The following is a 21,101-nucleotide window of genomic DNA, read 5'->3' on the forward strand; positions in this document are numbered from 1 at the left end:
CAGCACAGAGCCAAAGCTCGCGAGTTTACAGGTCAAGCGCCGGAAATAAATATCCCGCCTCTTTATACCTACCACTTAGCGGAACGATTGAAGTGCCCTTGACAAGAGAACTCTTCATCGGCATGATTCGCGGCCTATTTTGTTTGCTATTTCCTAAAAAGTCTTTCGAGGAGCTCGACGGTGGCCAACTCACCTTCCGCCAAAAAACGTGCAAAACAGGCTGAGAAGCGTCGCAGCCACAACGCCAGCCTGCGTTCCATGGTTCGTACCTACATCAAGAATGTAATTAAAGCCATCGACGCAAAAGACGCTGAAAAAGCTCAAGCTGCATACGTTCTGGCTGTGCCAGTTATCGACCGTATGGCCGATAAAGGCATCATCCACAAGAACAAGGCTGCTCGCCATAAGAGCCGCCTGAATGGCCACGTCAAGGCACTGAAAGAAGCTGCCTAAGCGACGTAGTCATTAAAAAACCGACCTCAGGGTCGGTTTTTTATTGCCTGCGATTTAGCAAATCCAGCGCAAAAAAATGTGGGAGCGAGCCCGCTCACGAATGCGATCTGCCAGTTGATAGCTCTATCGACTGACACGACCTCTTCGCGAGCAGGCTCGCTCCCACACTGGTATCTGCGGTGTTATTGCTGGACTGGCACCCACGGCAGGATCGGGATTGCGGTTACCGCATTCTGCGGGCTACCCTCGATCAGGCGATCGCTGTAGACCAGGTACACCAGCGTATTGCGCTTCTTGTCGAGGAAGCGCACCACCTGCATGGTCTTGAATACCAGCGACGTGCGCTCCTTGAACACCTCATCGCCATCCTTCAACTCACCCCTGAACTTGATCGGGCCAACCTGACGACAAGCGATGGAGGCCTCTGCACGATCCTCGGCCAGACCCAGACCACCTTTCACGCCGCCGGTCTTGGCGCGCGACAGGTAGCAGGTCACACCCTCTACCTTGGGATCATCAAAAGCCTCGACCACAATCCGGTCGTTCGGCCCGACAAACTTGAACACCGTCGACACCTGACCGATTTCTTCGGCCGAAGCCAGCAATGGCATCGCCATCAGCAGACCCAACAATCCTTTTGCTACACGCATCGAGCTTTCCTCAAACCAGAATCAGATTGTCACGGTGAACCAGTTCCGGCTCAGCCATGTAACCCAGCAAACCGACAATCGCATCCGACGACTGACCGATGATTTTTTGTGCTTCCAGGGCACTGTAGTTGGCCAGGCCACGGGCGATCTCACGACCGTCCGGCGCCACGCAAACCACCATTTCCCCGCGACGGAAGCTGCCCTGCACCAGTTTGACGCCAACCGGCAAAAGGCTCTTGTTGCCTTGTGACAACGCCGACACCGCACCATCATCCAATACCAAAGCGCCGCGGGTTTGCAGATGCCCGGCCAGCCACTGCTTGCGCGCCGCCAGCATGCCGCGCTCAGGCGACAGCAAGGTGCCGATGCGCTCACCCGCCTTCAGACGATCGAGCACACGCTCAAGCCGACCACCAACGATGATGGTGTGCGCACCAGAGCGCGCCGCCAGCCGCGCAGCGCGCAACTTGGTCTGCATGCCGCCGCGACCCAGCGCACCACCCGTGCCGCCCGCCACCGCATCCAGACTCGGATCATCGGCGCGCGCCTCGTAGATCATCTGCGCTTCAGGATTGTTGCGCGGATCAGCGTCGAACATGCCGTCGCGATCAGTGAGGATCACCAACAAATCAGCTTCGACCAGATTGGCCACCAGCGCCGCCAGCGTATCGTTGTCACCAAAACGGATTTCGTCAGTGACCACGGTGTCGTTTTCATTGATGACCGGGATGACTTTCAGCTCGACCAGCGCACGCAAGGTACTGCGAGCGTTCAGGTAGCGCTTGCGATCGGACAGGTCGTCGTGAGTCAGAAGAATCTGCGCCGTGTGCCGGCCATGCTCGGCAAAGCTCGACTCCCAAGCCTGCACCAAGCCCATCTGACCGATCGCAGCGGCCGCCTGGAGTTCGTGCATCGCACTGGGTCGTGCGGTCCAACCCAAACGACTCATCCCGGCCGCCACCGCCCCGGAGGACACCAGCACCAACTCGACGCCAGCCTCATGCAAGGCCACCATCTGCTCGACCCAGACACTCATTGCCGCACGATCCAGCCCCTTGCCATCAGCTGTCAGCAAAGCGCTGCCGATCTTCACGACCCAACGCTGCGCACCTGTCACCTTGCTCCGCATCATCTTCAACCTTAGCTTGAGGACAGCGCGACCCAGCGCTGCCCGTGACGTTATTTGTGACTTGCGATTTCCAGATACTAAAACGCCGCTCGATTGAGCGGCGCCTTAGAAAAAACGGCTTGCGGCGATGATAACACCACCCCGAGGAAGGCTCAGCACACACCAGCGATCTTCTGAAGATCAAAAGATCGCAGCCTGCGGCAGCTCCAACACAACGAATCAGTCACGCACGTAAATGATTTCCGGACCGTCTTCGTCATCCACATCTTCTTCATCCCAGTCATCGTCGCCGATGTCATGGACCGACTTCACGCCGCTGCGACGCAGGGCACGCTTATCGTCCAGCGCCTGCAATTGCGCGCGAGCTTCGTCTTCGATGCGCTGATCGAGATCGGCCAGCTCTTCCTTGTAAGCCGGGTCATTGGCCAGGCGATCGGCACGATCTTCCATATAACGCATGATGTCGTGGCACAGACGCTCGGTACCGATCTTGGCGATGGCCGAGATCACGTAGACCGGACCCGTCCATTCCAGGCGATCAACGATTTCCTTGACGCGCTCATCGTGCTCTTCTTCAAGGATCTGGTCGCACTTGTTCAGCACCAGCCAGCGATCACGCTCAGCCAGGGACGGGCTGAACTTGATCAGCTCGTTGACGATCACCTCAGCCGCATCCGGAGCACTGGAGTCATCCAGCGGCGCCATATCGACGAGGTGCAGCAACAGACGCGTACGCGCCAAGTGTTTGAGGAAACGAATACCCAGGCCAGCACCGTCGGAAGCACCTTCGATCAAGCCCGGAATGTCGGCAACGACGAAGCTCTTCCAGCGATCGACACTGACCACACCCAGGTTCGGCACCAGCGTGGTGAACGGGTAGTCGGCAACCTTCGGCTTGGCCGCCGAAACCGAGCGGATAAAGGTACTTTTACCGGCGTTCGGCAAACCCAGCAGACCGACGTCAGCCAGTACTTTCATTTCCAGTTTCAGGTCGCGCTGCTCGCCCGGCTTGCCCGGCGTAGTCTGACGCGGCGCACGGTTGGTACTGGATTTGAAACGGGTGTTGCCCAGACCGTGCCAACCGCCCTGCACCACCATGAGCTTCTGACCAGCCTTGGTCAGGTCGCCGATGACTTCCTGGGTGGCGGAGTCGATCACCGTGGTACCGACCGGTACGCGCAGGATCAGATCTTCACCTTTCTTGCCGGTGCAGTCGGTGCTGCCGCCGTTGGAGCCACGCTCGGCATCGAAGTGCCGGGTGTAACGGTAGTCCACCAGGGTGTTGAGGTTTTCGTCGGCCATCATGTAGATGGAACCGCCATCACCGCCATCACCACCGTTAGGGCCACCGTTTTCGATGAACTTTTCCCGACGGAAACTCATGGCACCATTGCCACCGTCACCAGCCTTTACGCGAATCGATACTTCATCAACAAACTTCATAACCAACGCCTCTCGCCATACGGACGAGCCGAAAAACAATCAAGACATAAGACTCTTGCAAAAATGAGCGCAGCGACCCCAAAACACGACCTGCTTCGCACGCCGACAGCCCATACAAACAGCTTTGCAAGAGACTCACCCCACAAACGAAAAAGCCCCGTCGCAAGACAGGGCTCTTCCAGCGATTGCGCAATTAAGCTGCGACAACGCTCACGTAACGGCGGTTGAACGCGCCTTTTACTTCAAACTTGATCACGCCTTCGATTTTCGCGAAGAGGGTGTGATCTTTACCCATGCCAACACCGTAACCGGCGTGGAATTGGGTGCCGCGCTGACGCACGATGATGTTGCCCGGAATGATTTTCTGGCCGCCATACATCTTGACGCCAAGGCGTTTGGCTTCTGAGTCGCGACCGTTACGGGTACTACCACCAGCTTTTTTGTGTGCCATGAGTTCAATTCTCCTAGTGAGGAATTAGGCTGAAATTAAGCCTGAATACCGGTGATTTTGATCTCGGTGTACCACTGGCGGTGGCCCATACGCTTCATGTGGTGCTTACGACGACGGAACTTGATGATGCGGACTTTATCGTGACGACCTTGGGAGATCACTTCAGCCACAACAGTAGCGCCAGCAACAACTGGAGCGCCGATGTTTACGTCGTCGCCATTGGCAACCAACAGAACGCGATCAAAGGTAACGGATTCGCCGGTAGCGACTTCCAGTTTTTCGATCTTCAGGTATTCACCTGGGGCGACTTTGTACTGCTTGCCGCCAGTAACGATTACTGCATAAGACATGGTATTTCTCCGATAATCCTGCTCACCCAGCTCTTTATAAGAAGAGGTATTGGCTGGCATGGCTGCATGAGGCTGGAAGGCCCGCTTGCAATTGCGTAAGGCAGGTGCTGCCCAGGAAGTTCAGGGTGCGCGATTGTACGCAAGGCGCGACAGGCTTGCAAGTAGCCGTCTATCGCGCCTTGACAGGTCTGGACGGGGGTCCTAGCATGCCGCGCAACCCTTCTGGAGCGACTCTCGCTGATGCAACCCCAAGCTTTCTACCGCGCGGTGGCGGACGATTTTAGCGCCGTCGACGGCATCATCAAGAAGCAGCTGACTTCCCGAGTACCGCTGGTATCGAAAATCGGCGACTACATCACGTCGGCCGGCGGCAAACGTCTGCGTCCTTTATTAGTGTTGCTGTGTGGCAAGGCCTTGGGTCGCGAAGGCGACGATATGCGCCTGCTGGCCGCCACCATCGAATTCCTGCACACCGCCACTCTGCTGCATGACGACGTGGTCGACATGTCCGGCATGCGCCGTGGCCGCTCGACCGCCAACGCCATGTGGGGCAACGCTCCGAGCGTGCTGGTCGGCGACTTCCTGTACTCGCGCTCGTTCGAAATGATGGTCGAACTGGGCTCGATGCCCGTGATGAAGATCCTGTCCCAGGCCACGCGCATCATCGCCGAAGGCGAAGTGTTGCAGCTGTCCAAGGTGCGCGACGCCAGCACCACCGAAGAAACCTACATGGAAGTCATCCGCGGCAAGACCGCGATGCTGTTTGAAGCCTCAACCCACAGCGCTGCTGCACTGGCCGGCGCCACCGCCGAGCAGAGCGAAGCCCTGCGTACCTTCGGCGATCACCTGGGCGTGGCGTTCCAACTGGTCGACGACCTGCTCGACTACAAGGGCGACGCGCAAACCCTGGGCAAGAACGTCGGTGACGATCTGGCCGAAGGCAAGCCGACCCTGCCGCTGATCTACACCATGCGCGAAGGCACGCCTGAGCAGGCTGCATTGGTGCGTCAAGCGATTCAGAAAGGCGGGATCGAAGACCTGGAAAGCATCCGCGTCGCCGTTGAAGCCTCCGGTTCGCTGGAGTACACCGCGCAACTGGCCCGTGATTATGTGGCCCGTGCAATCAAGTGCCTCGATGCGCTGCCGGCCAGCGAATACCGCGATGCACTGGTTGAACTGAGCGAGTTTGCGGTCGCCCGTACGCACTGATTCTGCCCTTTGTGGGAGCAAGTCGAATCGTCGCACCGTCGCTCCCACAGTTGTTTCTGCGCTATGCCCTCCTTCGCGTAAAACCCTATACAATGTGCGACTTTTAACGATCCACACCCCAAGGAGCCTTAGTGAGCACGTTGCCACCCTGCCCGAAATGCAATTCCGAATACACCTACGAAGACGGTGCCCAACTGATCTGCCCGGAGTGCGCCCACGAGTGGTCTGCCAATGGCGAAGCCGAAGTGGCCTCTGATGATGCAGTGAAGAAAGATTCGGTGGGTAACGTCTTGCAAGACGGCGACACCATCACCGTGATCAAGGACCTGAAGGTCAAGGGCACCTCGCTGGTGGTCAAGGTCGGCACCAAGGTCAAGAACATCCGCTTGTGCGATGGCGACCACGATATCGACTGCAAGATCGACGGCATCGGCCCGATGAAGCTCAAATCCGAGTTCGTCAGAAAAGTCTGAGCCAGTTGTCATCCATCCCGCGCCAGCCGTGGGATGGAGCTGCACCCTCCTCGCTTTCCCCCAGAAAACCACGCAATAGCCAAACGCCAGCCGTTTTGACCTTACGCAATCTTTACCCGGAAAAATTCGCAATCTGCCAATAGGCGCTTGCTATTTGATGAATAAGAATTATTCTCATTGAAACCCTTCAAGGAGATGAGAACCATGACTTATTTGATCGACGCCTGGCTGGATCGCCCACACCCTTATCTGAGAATCCTGCATCGGGAAACCGGCGAAGTCTGCGCTGTGCTGGAAGAAGAAGCGCTGCATGAGTTGCAGGATCAAGGGGATCTGGATGTCAGCAGCCTTAATTCCAGCGAGCCGCTGGTGCTCAAGGAGCTGGTGCGCAATCTGTTTCTGTTCTGCTATGCCCGGGCCTTGCGCCCTTCGCATGAACTGCACCATAAGATCGAACTATGAAAATGCAACATGTCGGAGCGAGCCCTGTGGGAGCGGGCTTGCTCGCGAAGAGGCCATAACATTCAACATCATCGTTGAATGACACACCGCTTTCGCGAGCGAGCCCGCTCCAACAATGAGGTCTTACAGAACGTCGAGCAGCTCGACGTCGAATACCAGAACGCTGTGCGGCGGGATGCTGCCAACGCCTTGAGCGCCGTAAGCCAGTTCGCTTGGCACGTACAGACGCCATTTGCTGCCGGCATTCATCAATTGCAGGGCTTCGGTCCAACCGGCGATCACGCCGCCAACCGGGAATTCTGCAGGCTGGCCACGATCGTAGGAACTGTCGAACACAGTGCCGTCGATCAGCATGCCGTGGTAGTGAGTGCGCACGGTGTCTTCACGGGATGGCTTGGCGCCTTCACCTTGGGTCAGCACTTCGAATTGCAGACCGGAAGCCAGCGTGGTGATGCCTTCTTTTTTGGCGTTTTCAGCCAGGAATGCCAGGCCTTCGCCGGCAGCGGCTTCAGCTTTTGCGGCCGCTTCGGCTTGCATGATCTCGCGGATCACCTTGAAGCTGGCGGACATTTCTTCCTGACCCACACGGCTTGGCTGGCCTGCAAAAGCGTCGGTCAGACCGGCCAGGATCGCGTCCAGGCTAACGCCCGGTGGTGGGTTGTCGCGCAGCTGGTCACCCAACTGACGGCCAATGCCGTAGCTGACGCGGGTTTCGTCGGTGGACAGATTTACTTCGGACATGACACTGCTCCGCTGTGCGGACGGCCAAAAGACTTGCCGTGCGTGCACAGCGCGTCCCGGCGCGCCCGGAACCAAAAGGGCGAGCAGACTAGCACAGATGTTCCGGCGATGGCGCGCAACGCCTACAGGGCAGAACGCCAGGCCAGCGGCACTTTCAGGCTTTCCTCGCCACTGGGGCCCAAGCCACACATTTCATCATGTACCGAGGTGTGTACGAGGTTGAAGGGCAATACCGGAAAGGCATGCAGCAAATCCCGCGCATGCTCAACCGAGCGCAGCGTCAGCATGTTGCCCTTGAGATCACTCAAAGGATACGCCGCGCCATGCATACGTGCTTCGAGCAGATAAATCCCGCCCTCCATGGAGATCAGGTTCAGCTCATCGACCTTTCTGGCGATAGCAAAGGCATTCAACTCTTGCAGGTTCATGAACACACCTCACGCAATGGCGAGCCAAGACCTCTACAGGGATATGCCCGCACGCCACAAAGCACAAGCCACAAACGACACCGCCCGTCTGTTTCGCAACAGACGGGCGGTGTTTTTCAGCTTAAACGTTGATCAGTGCTTGGTGACTTTGTCCAGGTAACCCATGGCGAATGCCGAGACCACGAACGTCATGTGGATGATCACGTACCACATCAGGTGCTCGGGATCGACGTTCTTGGCGTCCATGAAGATCCGCAGCAAGTGGATCGAGGAGATCGCCACGATCGAGGCCGCCACTTTCATCTTCAGCGACGAAGAGTCCATGGTGCCCAGCCAGCTGAGTTTTTCCTTGCCTTCGTCGATGTTCAGTTCGGAAACGAAGTTTTCGTAGCCGGAAATCATCACCATCACCAGCAAGCCACCCACCAGCGCCATGTCGATCAGCGACAGCAGCACCAGAATCAGCTCCGACTCGGCCATCGAGAATACGCTGGGCAGGATGTGGAAAACTTCCTGGAAAAATTTCAGCGCCAACGCCAGCAGCCCGAGAGACAATCCGATGTAGATCGGCGCCAGCAGCCAGCGCGAGGCGTACATTGCATTTTCGATAAAGCGTTCCATTGAATCTCACACAAGGGGGTTGTAATGGGTGGCGAGTATACCAGCGACCTGTGACAGCCAGAAACCGCCCGGAAATCCGCCACCTGCGTGTGTGTCTCAAAGTTTTTCTGCTAGTGTCCAAACCATTGACAGCCCAGCGACAGTGGACAGGACGAGTGGAAATGGATCTGCGATTGCCGATAACGATTGCCGCAATTGGCTTTGCCCTGTTACTCGGCGGTTGCTCGCCCGGCGACGACAAGCACGCTGCCAGCCTTGAAGAAAAGACCACAAAGTTCGAACAGTCACTGGACGCCATCACCGACCCGAAGCTCAAGGATGCCATCACCGAGCTCGGCGGATCGCTGCTGCTGCTGGAACGCGCACAGCAGAAACTCGAGAACAATCCGGCAAGAACCGAATACGGTGAAGACGCGCTTGGCGTACTCAAGCACTACCCTACCCCGCAGGCACTGGTCGAAACATTCATCAATGGCCTTTTCGTGCTGCACAAGGACGCCAGCTCCGATTACCTCACTGATCTGCAACCGGTATTCCCCTTCCACCTGAATATTCCCGGCGGCTTCCTGTTCCCCCATCGCGTGGAATGGCAATCGGTGACCCTGAGCAACAAGCGCGTCATCGCTTATCAGCCGGAGTGGTCGGAAACCGATCCCGGCATTCAGTTGAGCCCGTCCAGTTCCAACGTCACCAACCCCGATGACCTGACTGTGACCTACCCGTTTATCGACGGCCTGAATGTGGACAAGAAAACCCAGCCGCAACCGGTGAGCCTGCAAGGCCAGGTCGAAGTCATCGCACCGCGCCGACTCTACAGTTTCGACCTGACGCAGAAAGACGTCGGCCAGACCCGGACCAATGACAACCTCAGCGTCAAACTGCTGAAACTGGCGAAGAACTACGCCGAAGTCGAATTCAGCAACAGCCTGCCGCTGGCGCCGGAAGTCGCCGACGCTCAGCTCAACCCATTGATCGTCCAGGCCCGCGACGCCACCGGGCAATACCTGGTGCGCGCCGGCTCGATCAACGAGAGCCCGGAACAGGTGGCGTTCTACGAAAAACAACTGAAGCAGTTGCAGCAGCTGAAAACCTGGAGCGAGCCTCTGGAAAAACAGCTCAGTGACGAGCAGCAAGCCTTCGAGCAGCAACACCCCAAGCGCTACAACAAGGTTTACTTCAACGGCCCGATCGAGACGCTGGAAGTCAGTGTGCTGGATTTTTCCTCGGCAACCGTAACGCGCAAAAACCTGGATCTGCCGATTCGCGCCTTCAACCAGCACACCACAGAAAAATCCATCCAGCCGCTGGATCTGCCGGTGGTGGTGGTGTACGACGATATGGCCGTGAACTGGCTCAAAGGCGCGAGCCTGACCGAAGACCAGTTGAAAGCGGGGATCCGAATTCATCAATCCGTGGAAGACCCTAGCGCTGCGCGAATCGAGTTCTCTCACCGCCGCACCTTCAATGATGAATTGCTCGGCGATGACTTCAACCCCGGCGTCAGCCCGGTGACGTTCTTCACCGAAAAGCGCAGTGGCAAACTTGATGAACCGATCGAACTGCCGCCCGAGGCGTATCAAGTCGATCCGCTGCGAGCGACGATCACCTACGATTTGAATCTGTTCCCGGAAAACCCGGCAATTGCCGTCGGTTCGATGCCGTTGTTTCTGGCAACGGTCGACAAGAAAACCTACCAAGCCAAGGCTTTGCCCAAAGGCCTGGAGATCAAAAACAACACGCTGGTAGTAGACCTGAAGCTATTCCCCGCCAACGAATGGCGGTTCTTCGTCAAGGACGATAGCGGTAAGTACCTGAAGCAGATCCTCTCGGTCAGCCACGATGCGAGCCCAGAGGGCCCGGCGCTGTTTGGCGTGCATTACTTTTACGGCCGCCCGACTCACGTAGAAACCTATCAGCGAACCGACCTCGCCACCGTGCAATATGGTTTTGAGGTCAAACTCGACAAGACGCAAACGCCTGACGCTGCGCCCTAACTGTTGAGGCTGCGCCCCCGCCCGCCGTTGATCTGCCGAAGCTGAGCCTGCAGGTGCAGGCTCCAGATTTGCGGATCGTCGGCCAGTTCATAGCCGTGCAGGGTCAGACTTTCGACGATGGTATCGAGGATCGACTCGGCAGCGACCGGGCCGTGAAACGGGCCTTGGGCTTTGATTGCGGAAGGTTGTTCGCCGGCCATGCCGGCAGCGAAGAGCAGCGTCCACATGCCGGTATCGCCGGCCAACGGCTTGATGGCGCATTCGATACGGGTCACAAGACCCAGGCATTGACGGGTGAGGCAGAGGTTGCGCGACATGGCGGCGACCCTCGGTGAAGCCGGTATTCAGCCCTCACGGGAGGACTGGCTCGATCCAGTGATACTGTCGATATCCTTGAGCTGAGAATAGAAGAAAAGTTCGCCGCGCAAACTTTATGGAACCAGAAGGCGCCGAATGGTCATTGTGTGAATATTGACGTCAGAGTTGTGGCGAACTCCGATGAATTTATACAAAAACACGGTGGGAGGGGGCTTGCTCCCGAAGGCGGTGCGTCAGGCAACAGATTCGTTAACTGATACACCGCCTTCGGGAGCAAGCCCCCTCCCACAATTTCCAGCCCGGTTTTTAACTGGGTTAAGGCTTACGCCGGTTTGGCTTCGGCCAACGCCTCCTGCGCCAGTTCCTTCTCGGCTTCCTTCAGATCTTCTTCGCTGATCATCTCGGCAATCACCCGCAGACGCTCAACCACCCGTGCGTTGACGCTGCCTTCAGGGAACTGACCGTCTGCATCCGGTTCACCGGCCGGCTCGCCGACCAAAAGGCTCAACGCCTCGTCGGCCTGACGCACCGCGTAAACGTGGAACTGCCCGGCGCGCACCGCCGCCAGCACTTTCTCATCCAACATCAGCGTCGCCACGTTGGCCTGCGGAATGATCGCGCCCTGCTCGCCGGTCAACCCGCGTGCTTCGCAAAGACGGAAGAAGCCTTCGATTTTTTCGTTGACCCCGCCCACCGCCTGCACTTCGCCGAACTGGTTGATCGAACCCGTGATCGCGAAGCACTGCTTGAGCGGCGTCTTCGACAGCGCCGAAATCAGCGTACACGCCTCGCCCAGCGACGCACTGTCGCCATCGACGTAACCGTAGGATTGCTCCAGCGCGATGCTCGCGGAAATCGCCAGCGGGAACTCCTGGGCATACCGGCTGCCCAGATAGCCGGTGAGGATCATCACGCCTTTGGAGTGAATCGGCTGGCCGAGGTTGACCTCACGCTCGATGTCGACAATACCGCTGCCGCCCGGGTACACCGTGGCGGAAATCCGCGCCGGCACACCGAACGCCGAGTCGCCGACTTCCAGTACGGTCAGCCCGTTGCACTTGCCGACCGCCGCGCCGTCGGTGTCGATCAGGATGATGCCGGCGAGCATATCGTCGAGAATCCGCGCCGACACACGTCCGGTGCGAGTGGCCTTGGCTTTCAGGGCGCGTTCGATGTGCCCGGCATCGGTCATCTCATCGCCGGCCAGGTGACGGATGAAATCCGCTTCGCTGACCAGTTGGAACAGATCGCCAATGCGCGCCGACAAGCGCCCTTGGTGTTCGGCCAGACGTGCGCTGTAAGTCGCCAGACGCGCCACCGCATCGGCGGTCAGCGGTGCCATGCCTTCTTCCGAAGTACGGGTTTTCAACAGCTGGGCGAACTGCTCCAGGCTTTCGTCGACCATCGGGATGTCTTCGTCGAAATCGACCAGGACGCGGAACATTTCCTGGAAGTCCGGATCAAGGTCTTGCAGCGTGTAATACAGCGACCGCGCACCGATGATGATGACTTTGACCTGCAACGGAATGTGCTGCGGGTTGAGGGTCACCGTGGCGAAGCGGCCCATCTCGCCCAGCGGCGATTCCATTTTCAGCTTGCGTGATTGCAGAGCGCGCTTGAGCGCATCCCATACAAACGGCTCGCTGAGCATTTTTTCGGCTTCAAGAATCAGGAAACCACCGTTGGCGCGGTGCAAGGCACCCGGACGCAGCTGGCGGTAAGTGGTGTAGAGCGCACCCTGATCGGTGGTGTATTCGATACGGCCGAACAGGTTTTCATAGGTCGGGTGCGGCTCGAAGACAACCGGCGCACCGCCACTGACCGGATGACCGACCACCAGACTCGGCGCGTATTGTTCTTCCAGCAGCTTGCGCGCGACGGCGTCAGTCTTGCTGTCGTCGACCAGTTGCTCGACCACGGTTTTCAGCAGGTACACCTGCATGGCTTGCAGATAACCGCAGACAGCGGCGTTTTCCGCGTACTTTTCCGACAACGGCGCCAGCAGCGGCTGCAAGGCCAGGGTGATGGTTTCTTCGTTGAGCGAACGCAGTTGGTTGTTCGACTCACGCTTCCACTGCGGCAGGCTGGCGAGTTCTTCGTTCAGGCGCTCTTCGAGGCCGGAAATGTCCTCGTGAAAACGTTCGCGATCGGCTTCCGGCAACTGCGAGAACTCGGCTTCATCCAGGGCCTTGCCGTCGAGCATCGGCGTGAAGGCGATGTTGCTGCTGTCGCGGTACAGGGCAACGTCTTTTTCCAGCGCCAGACGCTCGATGATGTCCAGGGCCTTGTCATAGCGCTGGTTGAAGGCGCGGTCGATGGCGCTTTTCTTTTGCTGGTAGGACGGGTGTTCGAACACCGCCGGGAAAGTGGCCAGCAGGTTGTCGATCAGACCGTTGATGTCGCCGATAAACGCGCCTGCCGTGCCCGATGGCAACTCCAGGACGCGTGGCTCGCGTGGCTCATCGAAATTATTGACGTAGACCCAGTCCGCCGGGGTCTGCAGGCGCTTGCCTTCGGCTTTCAGGTAGCGTTTGACGAACGAGAAGCGACCGGTGCCGGGCTCGCCCATGACGAATACGTTGTAACCGGGGCGTGGCATGGCCACACCGAACTGCAAGGCTTCGACCGCACGTTCCTGGCCGAGCACACCGCGAAAGGGCTCCAGATCATTGGTGGTAGTGAAGCTGAACTGTTCAGCGGAAAACGGACGGGTCAGCGCTTCGGGCGCTATACGCAGGCTGGCAGCAACAGGATCAGGCATCGGGCTTCCTTAACAATCAGGCGGGGCAGATAGCGGCATTCTGGCGCTGCCCGTGCCCCACTGGCAAGGCGCGCCATGTGACAAAGCATAGACAACCGCCCGCCCCTGCCCTGCCCCCCTTGAAATCAGGGTTATCGCCAAATCTTTTATAAAAACTCACGGAACCCCGGGAACGTGCCTAAACTCCAAACTGCGCGGCTGGAACTAATACTGGCCCACTGGCACCGTCAGGTGTCAGAACCCTGTCCATTGGTATGCACATAAAGAGATAAAAGCTATGAAACGGATTCTTCTCGGTACTCTCTTCACCGCTGTATCCATCAACGCAATGGCGCAAGCTCCAGGCGGCCCGGATTGCGGTTGGGGCAACATGCTGTTCGAAGGTCAGCGTGGCACCCCGGCTCACTTCCTGGCATCCACCACCAACGGCACTTCCGGTAACGCCACGTTCGGTATGACTTCCGGCACCAACGGTTGCTCGACCAACGCGTCGCTGACCTATGGCGGCAAATCCTGGTTTGCCATGAATGGCATGATGAACGAGCTGTCCGAAGACATGGCAAAAGGTAACGGCGAAGCGCTGACCACCTATGCCGTGGTACTGGGTGTGGCGCCGGAAGACCGTGCGCACTTCGCTGCAGTCACTCACGAGCACTTCCAGCAGATCTTCAGCAAGGCTGACGTGACCGCTGAAGACGTGCATACCAACACCCTGGCCGTACTGAAATCGGACCCACGTCTGGCCAAGTACGCCACTCAGGCTTAAGCTCGACCCCGCCCGCTTCCTTCGGGGAGCGGGTTTTATTTTTTCGGCCCGCCCCTCCTTGGGTCTTTATTTCTTTCCTGTTCAAGTTGCCGACTATGCTCAAACGCCTTGCCTGGCTGGCGCTCTGTGTCTGCGCCCCGCTGTCCGCCGCGCCAAACATCGACCCTCAACGTTTGCAGCAACTGGCCAACGACCGCTTCTGGATTTCCCTCGGTCATTACGAAACCGCCAAGCTCGGCGGCTGGCGCAGCTATGTCAGCGACCAGAAATTCTTTCTCGCGCCCGATGGCAACGAACACCCCGATCACGAACTCGCCGCGACGGTGCAAGCGTTGTACGCCCCGGCAAGTCTGGGCGAGCAACACGCGCAATGCGTCTACCCGGCGCGCAGCCGCTGGCTGAAAGCGCAGCTCAACCTGACCGATCTGCCGACGCCTGCGTGCGCCGAGTACAAGCAGTGGTTCAAGGACGTCTCGCCGCATAGCGCGGTGATGATCTTCCCGGCGGCTTACCTCAATAGCCCTTCGTCGATGTTCGGCCACACGTTGCTGCGCATCGATCAGGCTGACGTGCAGGCCGACAAGACGTCGCTGCTCAGTTACGCGATCAACTTCGGCGCTTACATCGAGGGATCGGACAACAGCATCCTCTACGCCTGGAAAGGTTTGATGGGCGGCTATCCCGGCCTGTTCGCGCTGGTGCCGTATCAGGAGAAACTCTCCGAATACCGCAGCCTGGAAAACCGTGATCTGTGGGAATACCGGCTGAATCTGACGCAGGAAGAAACCGCGCGCATGGTCGAGCATGTGTGGGAGCTGAAGCAGATCCAGTTCGACTATTTCTTCTTCGACGAAAACTGCTCCTACCGCTTGCTCGAATTGCTGCAAGTGGCGCGGCCGAGCCTGCACCTGACCGAACAATTCCCGCTGACCGCGATCCCCACCGACACGGTCAAGGCCGTGAAAGAAGCCGGGCTGGTGGAAAGCATCGAGTACCGCCCCTCGCGCGAGCGTGAACTGCTCAGTCGCGCCGAGCCGTTAAGCGATGAAGAACAGCAGTGGGTGCTGAAAGTCAGCGCCGATCAGCAAGTCTTGCAAGACCCGACCTTCAAGGCCCTGCCCCGCGCCCGCCAAGCCTTGATCATCGACGCGGCATATCGTCTGGAGCGCTACCGCGCCAATGGTCAGGAGCGTGATCCGCAACGGGCGCAGCGCAGTTTCGAACTGCTACGGGCGATCAACAAGAACCCGGCGCCGGAGCTGGAAATTCCACAACCGGGCTTGCCCGAAGATGGCCACGAATCGCGGACATGGCAGGCCGGGCTCGGCACCCGTGGTGATCGCGCGTTTGGCGAGTACGGCTTGCGCATGGCCTATCACGATCTCAACGACAACGCCGAAAGCTTCCCGCTCGGTGCGCAGATCGAAATCCTGCAAATGAAGCTGCGTCAGTACGAAGGCAATCACTGGCAATTCCAGCAACTGGATCTGGCGACCATTCGCTCGCTCACGCCGCGCAATGAGTTGCTGCAGCCGCTGTCGTGGCAAGTCACCGGTGGTCTTGAGCGTGTGCCGGGCAAGCATGATGACGAGACGCTGGTCAGCCACGTCAATGGTGGCGGTGGCGGCACATGGCAGTTGGGCGACGATGTGCTCGGTTTTGCTCTCGGTACGGTGCGCGTCGAACACAACAATGACTTCGCCGAGTTCGTTTCCCCGGCGGGCGGTTTCAATACCGGCGTGCTGTGGAAAAACCCGCTGGGCAATCTCAGCCTGGAAGCCAAAGGCGATTACTTCTTCAATGGCGAAGTGCGCCGCAGCCTGAGCCTGAATCAGCAGTGGGAACTGTCGCGCAATCTTGGTTTGCGCTTGAGTGCGCAGCGCGAGTTCAGTCACCTCGCGACGCCTGAAACCGAGGTCATGCTCGAGGTGAAGTGGTACCACTACTGATCTGAATCCAATGCAACTCTCCTGTGGGAGCGAGCCTGCTCGCGAAAGCGGTCTTCCAGTCAGCCTCAATGTTGAATGACAGATGGCTTTCGCGAGCAGGCTCGCTCCCACATTGGTTTTGCAGTGTTCAACGAATTACTCACATGCCTTTCACCAACATCCAACGAATCCCCTTCTAGACTCTCCCTATCAGCCGAGAACCGGCGTGGGAGTGTGCGATGCGGCGGTGTGCGGGTTTGCTGGGGGTTTTGCTGTTGCTGGGCGGTTGCCAGACCACTCATGAAGATTTGATCGCCAAAGGTTACCCACCGGCCTTCGCCGACGGTTTCGATGACGGTTGTGTCAGCGGCCGGCAAGCCGCCGGTTCGATCAGCGGTGAATTCCGCAAAAACGTGCCGCGCTATCTCAAGGACAAGCAATACGCCGAAGGCTGGACCGACGGCTTCCGCCAGTGTCAGGCGATGCTGGAAAACAAAGGTCGCGAAGACTATCGCAACGAACACTGGGATGAGCGCGAACGTGCCTGGCAGCAACAGAAAGACCAGGGCGCCGGGCGGGCTTATCGCTCGCAGTAGGTCGCTTCCAGACATCCAGTGAAACCAAATGCCAGCGACCATGGCCCAAACTCTATGAAGAGGAGGACACCATGAGCCGCGCTTTCGTCAACGAAGACAACGCCGCCGCGCAAGCCGATCAGCCGGTTGAACGGCAGGTCAGCACGCAGCCCAATTACGTCACGCCGCAGGGACTGACGCAGTTGCAGGCGAAAGTCGCCGAGCTGCAAGCCTTGCACGCCGAGCAATCGGCCAAGGGCGAACAGGCTGACAAACAGCGTCTGGCCGATCTCGAACGGGATCTGCGTTACTTCAACCAGCGCCTGGGCAGCGCGCAGGTCGCCGTCGCCGCGACCTCCACCGACAAGGTGCAAATCGGCAGTTGGGTCACCTACGCTGACGAACACAGTACCGAACGCCGGGTGCAACTAGTGGGCGAAGATCAGGCCGACGCCGCCAAAGGCCTGATCAATTGGGGCTCACCTTTGGGCCGGGCTTTGCTCGGTGCGCGTCTCAACGACGAGGTGCTGTGGCAACGCCCCGCCGGTGATCAAGTGATTGAAGTGATCCGCGTCGAACCCGCTTAAACCACGCCCTGCGCCAGCATCGCATCGGCGACTTTGACGAAGCCGGCGATGTTCGCGCCTTTGACGTAATTGATCCGCCCGTTCTCTTCGCCGTAATGCACGCAAGCGTGGTGGATCGACTGCATGATCGCGTGCAGCTTGCTGTCCACCTCGCCCGCCGTCCACAGCAGACGCATGGCGTTCTGCGACATCTCCAGACCACTCACGGCCACGCCGCCGGCATTGGAGGCCTTGCCTGGCGCGAACAGAATCCCCGCCTCGATAAAGATATCCACAGCCTCCAAAGTGGTTGGCATGTTCGCCCCTTCGGCCACGCACACGCATCCGTTGCGCAACAGCGTGCGGGCGGCTTCGGCGTCGAGCTCGTTCTGCGTGGCACAGGGCAGCGCGATGTCGCACGGCAACGACCATGGGTGCTGACCAGCGCGGAACTCCAGACCGAACGCCGCAGCCATTTCACTGATCCGCCCGCGCTTGACGTTCTTGAGCTCCAGCAGCGCCAGCCACTGTTCTTCGCTCAAGCCTGCCTCGCAATACAACGTGCCCTCGGAGTCGGACAAGGAAATCACCTTACCGCCCAGATCCATGACCTTACGCGCCGCGTACTGGGCGACGTTGCCGGAACCGGAGATTGCCACGCGCTTGCCTTCGACCCGCCGCTCACGGCGCTTGAGCATTTCCTCAGCAAAGTACACGCAACCGAACCCCGTGGCTTCCGGGCGAATCAGGCTGCCGCCATAAGTCATGCCCTTGCCGGTCAGCACGCTGGTGAACTGGTTGCTCAGGCGCTTGTACTGGCCGAACAGGAAACCGATCTCCCGCGCGCCAACGCCGATGTCACCGGCCGGCACGTCAACGTCCGCGCCGATGTGGCGGTACAACTCGCTCATGAACGCCTGGCAGAACCGCATGACTTCTGCGTCACTTTTGCCCTTCGGATCGAAGTCCGAACCGCCCTTGCCGCCGCCCATCGGTAGCGAGGTCAGGGAATTCTTGAAGGTCTGCTCGAAGGCGAGAAACTTCAGCACCCCCATGTTCACCGATGGATGAAACCGCAGACCACCCTTGTACGGGCCGATGGCGCTGTTCATCTGGATACGGAAACCGCGATTGACCTGGACCTTGCCCTGATCGTCGACCCACGACACGCGGAACACCACCGCCCGCTCCGGCTCGCAGATGCGCTCCAGAATGCCGGAAGTCAGGTAGTGCGAGTTGGCTTCGAGAAACGGCCACAGGCTGCGCAGGACTTCTTCAACGGCCTGGTGGAATTCGGGTTGATCCGGGTCGCGTTTTTTCAGGCGGGCGAGGAAGGATTCGACGGATTCGATCATGGGAAAAGTCTCGGCAAATTTATTGTCGTTGGAAGAGATTGAGCCGGACTGTAACAAACGATTTGCGCACAGGAACAGCGCAAAATGTCGCAGTTATGAAATTAAATGGTGCACAGGATATAAATCAGGGGTTTTTTTTGGCCTGTTTTGCACCCGAATGGTGATTCACAAAACAAATTTCGCACTAACAGTTATTCCGCTTTCGCGAGCAAGCCCGCTCCCACATTTGGAATGCGTTCCCCTGTGGGAGCGGGGTTGCTCGCGAATGCCGCGACTCGGTCTAACTGAAAAAAACCGGGCAAAAAAAACGGAGCCCCGCTTACCTGACAGCACGCAATGTACTAAAAGCGCGTATACCTAGAGATCACGGGCACCTCAGGGCATCCAAGCTTTAGTACATTACTAAAACTAAATACTATTCCCAATTTGTAGTTATCAATGGAATGACGATTGGAAATCACCTTGACCAGTAGAGAGGGTGGCGACCACTGCCTGTCGCCACCGGCGGCACTGGGCCAAAGCAGGCACTCCGCTTCTATCCAAAACTGGGACGATCAGTTTCCGGTAGCGTTTGAAAAACGATAAGCTGCAAGCTTGGAAAGTATTTAGAATACCCAAGGCAATTCATTACATTGAGCTGTTGACTTTGTTGGGAAGAACGGCTCGCGTCTGCCATTATTCTTGGCCCACCCTACCTAGGGCTTACTATCATGATCCAATTGCAAGATTACTTTCGCAGACGTGTTTCACAGGCAGCCTATGATCTGTTCGCGGTTTTCTCTCGCTTTGAATACGCGATGAAAAAAAGAGGTTTTCGGCGTGGTGAAAGCACTGATGCGGCATGGACCAAATTCGCGAACCATCTGCCAGTGGATATTTTTCCCCGCTTGCGAGCGACATCCGAGGTGGCAATTTATTTCGACGCGCCACCGGATCGATTGGTGGCCGATGCAGGTGAAGGCGTTCAATGGTCCGGAAAACCCACTACGCCGACTACAATGCCAGAGTTGCTTGATTGCATAAAAATCGCCAGGAACAATCTGTTCCACGGTGATAAACGGCATGACAACCGAAGGGACACTGAACTAATGGTTGCAGCTTTGTTCGTGCTCAACCACATTTATGAATCTATTGAGCACGATCCAAAATTTGAAGATTTCATCTCCGAAATGGAATATGGCCTTTGATTCTGAAGCAGTTCCCCTTCGACCTAGACCATCGGATTTTGTTATCTTTTCAATATCACGATGTATACATATCTAATTAATAAGACCTCCATAGCTCGCTTCATTGATATTGATCCTGCCCTAGCCCACAAGGAGGTCAGGGTTGCGACCATAATGATCTGTTAGTGGCATTCGGTTGCTCACGAACGTTCACTGCTAAAGTTACTAACTGTGGCCAGTGCAGAAATCCTATCTCTTGACCACGATAACCAATTAGGAATGGAATATGGCATTAGCTGAGGATCTGAAAAATGGGTAGACGAAACCTTCACAGCTGTTTGGGAAGTTCAAGAGACGACCGGAGTTCCTAACCCAGCAGACCTTCGCCTAAACTCAAATCACGCAAAAGATCTGAATTCAGCGACCGTATTATATGCTGATCTGGACGGTTCTACAGATATGGTGAATATGAAAAAATGGGAGTTCAGCACCGAAATTTATAAAACCTTCCTCAAATGTGCTTCCGACATCATTAAAAACGAAGGTGGGATAATCACCGCGTACGATGGGGATCGCGTTATGGGGATTTTCACCGGTGAATATAAAAACACCTCCGCAGCGCGCTGCGCTTTAAAAAAAACTTCGCTGTGCAAAATATTATTCAACCCGCCATTTCAAAAGTATGGACCACAGATTTTGTCTTAAAGCATGTTGTAGGAATCGACACCAGTCAATTGAAAGCAGCACGAATTGGCGTGCGAGGTGATAACGACTTAGTTTGGGTGGGCCGCGCAGCAAATTATGCCGCAAAACTTACAAATCTGGCTAACAAACCAAGCCGCATTACCGAAGACGTTTATAAAAGGCTGGCATCAGACTTGAAACAAACCAACGGTACAGACATGTGGGTTCGCGCATATTGGGAGGAGATGGGGATTTGGATCTACTCCTCCACCTGGAAATGGCAGGTGTAAATTCATAAGCACGCCTAGAGGGCAGGAACAAGCCGTAGGCGTGAGAAAGACCCTAGTGTCGTGAGCGGTTAGTTTGTTTTCTAACATGTAAAGATATACTGTGCGCCCCCTCGTCCCGAGATGGTTCCACGCATGCCTCGACCAATTGCTCCTTTTGCACAGCAGCCCGCCGACGTCATTACGCTTCAAGACTGGTTGCGCATGAGTACGCTGGAGCAAAGCCTCAGCCAGCGGGCGCGGATGCTCCTTTTGCTCGCTGAAGGGGTGACGCCCCTGGCCATCTGTGCT

General features: G+C 57.4%; 22 protein-coding genes and 1 pseudogene. 12 read left to right on the forward strand and 11 right to left on the reverse strand.

All coding sequences use genetic code 11. The features are described from left to right. The first annotated feature begins 180 nt into the window (after positions 1-180). Complete coding sequence (gene rpsT / locus CKW18_RS13945) at positions 181-453, forward strand: 30S ribosomal protein S20 (protein WP_095189328.1); 273 nt, start codon at positions 181-183, stop codon at positions 451-453. A gap of 182 nt (positions 454-635) precedes the next feature. On the opposite strand, the gene CKW18_RS13950 is transcribed toward rpsT, so the two are convergent. From CKW18_RS13950 to rplU, 5 genes are all read right to left on the reverse strand, one after another. After that, positions 636-1,103: a CreA family protein gene (locus tag CKW18_RS13950; RefSeq protein WP_095189329.1), complete on the reverse strand. Its 468-nt coding sequence runs from the start codon at positions 1,101-1,103 to the stop codon at positions 636-638. A gap of 10 nt (positions 1,104-1,113) precedes the next feature. Next, complete coding sequence (proB, locus tag CKW18_RS13955) at positions 1,114-2,232, reverse strand: glutamate 5-kinase (protein WP_095189330.1); 1,119 nt, start codon at positions 2,230-2,232, stop codon at positions 1,114-1,116. Between the two features lie 219 nt (positions 2,233-2,451). Beyond that, entirely contained in the window at positions 2,452-3,675 is a 1,224-nt protein-coding gene (cgtA, locus tag CKW18_RS13960; protein WP_095189331.1) for an Obg family GTPase CgtA, read from the reverse strand. A gap of 193 nt (positions 3,676-3,868) precedes the next feature. Beyond that, positions 3,869-4,126: a 50S ribosomal protein L27 gene (gene rpmA, locus CKW18_RS13965; protein ID WP_003176049.1), complete on the reverse strand. Its 258-nt coding sequence runs from the start codon at positions 4,124-4,126 to the stop codon at positions 3,869-3,871. Positions 4,127-4,161: 35 nt separating this feature from the next. Then, on the reverse strand, positions 4,162-4,476 hold the full coding sequence (gene rplU, locus CKW18_RS13970) for a 50S ribosomal protein L21 (protein ID WP_007950961.1): 315 nt from the start codon (positions 4,474-4,476) through the stop codon (positions 4,162-4,164). A 240-nt stretch (positions 4,477-4,716) separates the two neighbouring features. Here rplU and CKW18_RS13975 point away from each other — a divergent pair, with 240 nt between their 5' ends. From CKW18_RS13975 to CKW18_RS13985, 3 genes are all read left to right on the forward strand, one after another. Beyond that, positions 4,717-5,685, forward strand: coding sequence for a polyprenyl synthetase family protein (locus tag CKW18_RS13975; RefSeq protein WP_095189332.1), 969 nt, complete (start codon positions 4,717-4,719; stop codon positions 5,683-5,685). Between the two features lie 131 nt (positions 5,686-5,816). Next, on the forward strand, positions 5,817-6,158 hold the full coding sequence (locus CKW18_RS13980) for a zinc ribbon domain-containing protein YjdM (RefSeq protein WP_003228364.1): 342 nt from the start codon (positions 5,817-5,819) through the stop codon (positions 6,156-6,158). A 204-nt stretch (positions 6,159-6,362) separates the two neighbouring features. Next, complete coding sequence (locus tag CKW18_RS13985) at positions 6,363-6,620, forward strand: hypothetical protein (RefSeq protein ID WP_064118734.1); 258 nt, start codon at positions 6,363-6,365, stop codon at positions 6,618-6,620. A gap of 123 nt (positions 6,621-6,743) precedes the next feature. On the opposite strand, the gene CKW18_RS13990 is transcribed toward CKW18_RS13985, so the two are convergent. From CKW18_RS13990 to CKW18_RS14000, 3 genes are all read right to left on the reverse strand, one after another. Then, positions 6,744-7,361 (reverse strand): FKBP-type peptidyl-prolyl cis-trans isomerase, encoded by a 618-nt coding sequence (locus tag CKW18_RS13990; RefSeq protein ID WP_095189333.1) that lies wholly within the window; start codon positions 7,359-7,361, stop codon positions 6,744-6,746. A 122-nt stretch (positions 7,362-7,483) separates the two neighbouring features. Further along, positions 7,484-7,789 (reverse strand): DUF6482 family protein, encoded by a 306-nt coding sequence (locus tag CKW18_RS13995; RefSeq protein ID WP_095121727.1) that lies wholly within the window; start codon positions 7,787-7,789, stop codon positions 7,484-7,486. Between the two features lie 132 nt (positions 7,790-7,921). Beyond that, positions 7,922-8,410, reverse strand: coding sequence for a TIGR00645 family protein (locus CKW18_RS14000; protein WP_095189334.1), 489 nt, complete (start codon positions 8,408-8,410; stop codon positions 7,922-7,924). 161 nt (positions 8,411-8,571) lie between these two features. On the opposite strand from CKW18_RS14000, the gene CKW18_RS14005 reads away from it, so the two are divergent. Continuing rightward, positions 8,572-10,404 carry a hypothetical protein gene (locus CKW18_RS14005; protein WP_095189335.1) on the forward strand — a complete coding sequence of 611 codons (1,833 nt, stop codon included), beginning with the start codon at positions 8,572-8,574 and terminating at the stop codon, positions 10,402-10,404. On the opposite strand, the gene CKW18_RS14010 is transcribed toward CKW18_RS14005, so the two are convergent. Both CKW18_RS14010 and CKW18_RS14015 read right to left on the reverse strand, forming a co-directional pair. Beyond that, positions 10,401-10,721 carry a hypothetical protein gene (locus tag CKW18_RS14010; protein ID WP_095189336.1) on the reverse strand — a complete coding sequence of 107 codons (321 nt, stop codon included), beginning with the start codon at positions 10,719-10,721 and terminating at the stop codon, positions 10,401-10,403. The two genes, CKW18_RS14005 and CKW18_RS14010, sit on opposite strands and share 4 nt — an antisense overlap. Positions 10,722-11,044: 323 nt before the next feature. Further along, positions 11,045-13,483 (reverse strand): Lon protease family protein, encoded by a 2,439-nt coding sequence (locus CKW18_RS14015; protein ID WP_095189337.1) that lies wholly within the window; start codon positions 13,481-13,483, stop codon positions 11,045-11,047. A 277-nt stretch (positions 13,484-13,760) separates the two neighbouring features. Here CKW18_RS14015 and CKW18_RS14020 point away from each other — a divergent pair, with 277 nt between their 5' ends. From CKW18_RS14020 to CKW18_RS14035, 4 genes are all read left to right on the forward strand, one after another. Then, on the forward strand, positions 13,761-14,249 hold the full coding sequence (locus tag CKW18_RS14020; RefSeq protein ID WP_007909797.1) for a DUF3015 domain-containing protein: 489 nt from the start codon (positions 13,761-13,763) through the stop codon (positions 14,247-14,249). 95 nt (positions 14,250-14,344) lie between these two features. Next, positions 14,345-16,198, forward strand: a complete 1,854-nt coding sequence (locus CKW18_RS14025) for a DUF4105 domain-containing protein (RefSeq protein ID WP_095189338.1) — start codon at positions 14,345-14,347, stop codon at positions 16,196-16,198. Positions 16,199-16,416: 218 nt separating this feature from the next. After that, a complete protein-coding gene (locus CKW18_RS14030) occupies positions 16,417-16,773 on the forward strand; it encodes a hypothetical protein (protein WP_095189339.1) in 357 nt (118 codons plus the stop codon). Between the two features lie 71 nt (positions 16,774-16,844). Continuing rightward, on the forward strand, positions 16,845-17,339 hold the full coding sequence (locus CKW18_RS14035) for a GreA/GreB family elongation factor (protein WP_095189340.1): 495 nt from the start codon (positions 16,845-16,847) through the stop codon (positions 17,337-17,339). Here CKW18_RS14035 and gdhA read toward each other — a convergent pair. Further along, entirely contained in the window at positions 17,336-18,673 is a 1,338-nt protein-coding gene (gdhA, locus tag CKW18_RS14040; RefSeq protein ID WP_095189341.1) for an NADP-specific glutamate dehydrogenase, read from the reverse strand. The two genes, CKW18_RS14035 and gdhA, sit on opposite strands and share 4 nt — an antisense overlap. Before the next feature lie 710 nt (positions 18,674-19,383). On the opposite strand from gdhA, the gene CKW18_RS14045 reads away from it, so the two are divergent. The 3 genes and pseudogenes from CKW18_RS14045 to CKW18_RS14055 all read left to right on the forward strand — a co-directional run. Beyond that, positions 19,384-19,860, forward strand: a complete 477-nt coding sequence (locus tag CKW18_RS14045; RefSeq protein WP_095189342.1) for a hypothetical protein — start codon at positions 19,384-19,386, stop codon at positions 19,858-19,860. A 626-nt stretch (positions 19,861-20,486) separates the two neighbouring features. Further along, positions 20,487-20,813 carry a hypothetical protein gene (locus CKW18_RS30785; RefSeq protein WP_218274348.1) on the forward strand — a complete coding sequence of 109 codons (327 nt, stop codon included), beginning with the start codon at positions 20,487-20,489 and terminating at the stop codon, positions 20,811-20,813. A gap of 132 nt (positions 20,814-20,945) precedes the next feature. Further along, positions 20,946-21,101: pseudogene (locus CKW18_RS14055) on the forward strand (IS630 family transposase); the annotation flags it as partial.

This window comes from Pseudomonas sp. Irchel 3E19, assembly GCF_900187585.1.
Lineage (GTDB): Bacteria > Pseudomonadota > Gammaproteobacteria > Pseudomonadales > Pseudomonadaceae > Aquipseudomonas > Aquipseudomonas baetica.

What these genes read in the sequence shown, in the direction of transcription:
- CKW18_RS13975 (WP_095189332.1), top strand. Translation starts at nt 4,717, where the DNA reads ATGCAACCCCAAGCTTTCTACCGCGCGGTGGCGGACGATTTTAGCGCC.
- CKW18_RS14035 (WP_095189340.1), top strand. Translation starts at nt 16,845, where the DNA reads ATGAGCCGCGCTTTCGTCAACGAAGACAACGCCGCCGCGCAAGCCGAT.
- CKW18_RS14015 (WP_095189337.1), bottom strand. Translation starts at nt 13,483, where the DNA reads ATGCCTGATCCTGTTGCTGCCAGCCTGCGTATAGCGCCCGAAGCGCTG.
- CKW18_RS14030 (WP_095189339.1), top strand. Translation starts at nt 16,417, where the DNA reads ATGCGGCGGTGTGCGGGTTTGCTGGGGGTTTTGCTGTTGCTGGGCGGT.
- CKW18_RS14020 (WP_007909797.1), top strand. Translation starts at nt 13,761, where the DNA reads ATGAAACGGATTCTTCTCGGTACTCTCTTCACCGCTGTATCCATCAAC.
- rplU (WP_007950961.1), bottom strand. Translation starts at nt 4,476, where the DNA reads ATGTCTTATGCAGTAATCGTTACTGGCGGCAAGCAGTACAAAGTCGCC.
- CKW18_RS13950 (WP_095189329.1), bottom strand. Translation starts at nt 1,103, where the DNA reads ATGCGTGTAGCAAAAGGATTGTTGGGTCTGCTGATGGCGATGCCATTG.
- proB (WP_095189330.1), bottom strand. Translation starts at nt 2,232, where the DNA reads ATGCGGAGCAAGGTGACAGGTGCGCAGCGTTGGGTCGTGAAGATCGGC.
- rpmA (WP_003176049.1), bottom strand. Translation starts at nt 4,126, where the DNA reads ATGGCACACAAAAAAGCTGGTGGTAGTACCCGTAACGGTCGCGACTCA.
- CKW18_RS13995 (WP_095121727.1), bottom strand. Translation starts at nt 7,789, where the DNA reads ATGAACCTGCAAGAGTTGAATGCCTTTGCTATCGCCAGAAAGGTCGAT.
- CKW18_RS14045 (WP_095189342.1), top strand. Translation starts at nt 19,384, where the DNA reads ATGATCCAATTGCAAGATTACTTTCGCAGACGTGTTTCACAGGCAGCC.
- gdhA (WP_095189341.1), bottom strand. Translation starts at nt 18,673, where the DNA reads ATGATCGAATCCGTCGAATCCTTCCTCGCCCGCCTGAAAAAACGCGAC.
- cgtA (WP_095189331.1), bottom strand. Translation starts at nt 3,675, where the DNA reads ATGAAGTTTGTTGATGAAGTATCGATTCGCGTAAAGGCTGGTGACGGT.
- CKW18_RS14000 (WP_095189334.1), bottom strand. Translation starts at nt 8,410, where the DNA reads ATGGAACGCTTTATCGAAAATGCAATGTACGCCTCGCGCTGGCTGCTG.
- CKW18_RS14025 (WP_095189338.1), top strand. Translation starts at nt 14,345, where the DNA reads ATGCTCAAACGCCTTGCCTGGCTGGCGCTCTGTGTCTGCGCCCCGCTG.
- CKW18_RS14010 (WP_095189336.1), bottom strand. Translation starts at nt 10,721, where the DNA reads ATGTCGCGCAACCTCTGCCTCACCCGTCAATGCCTGGGTCTTGTGACC.
- CKW18_RS14005 (WP_095189335.1), top strand. Translation starts at nt 8,572, where the DNA reads ATGGATCTGCGATTGCCGATAACGATTGCCGCAATTGGCTTTGCCCTG.
- CKW18_RS13990 (WP_095189333.1), bottom strand. Translation starts at nt 7,361, where the DNA reads ATGTCCGAAGTAAATCTGTCCACCGACGAAACCCGCGTCAGCTACGGC.
- CKW18_RS13985 (WP_064118734.1), top strand. Translation starts at nt 6,363, where the DNA reads ATGACTTATTTGATCGACGCCTGGCTGGATCGCCCACACCCTTATCTG.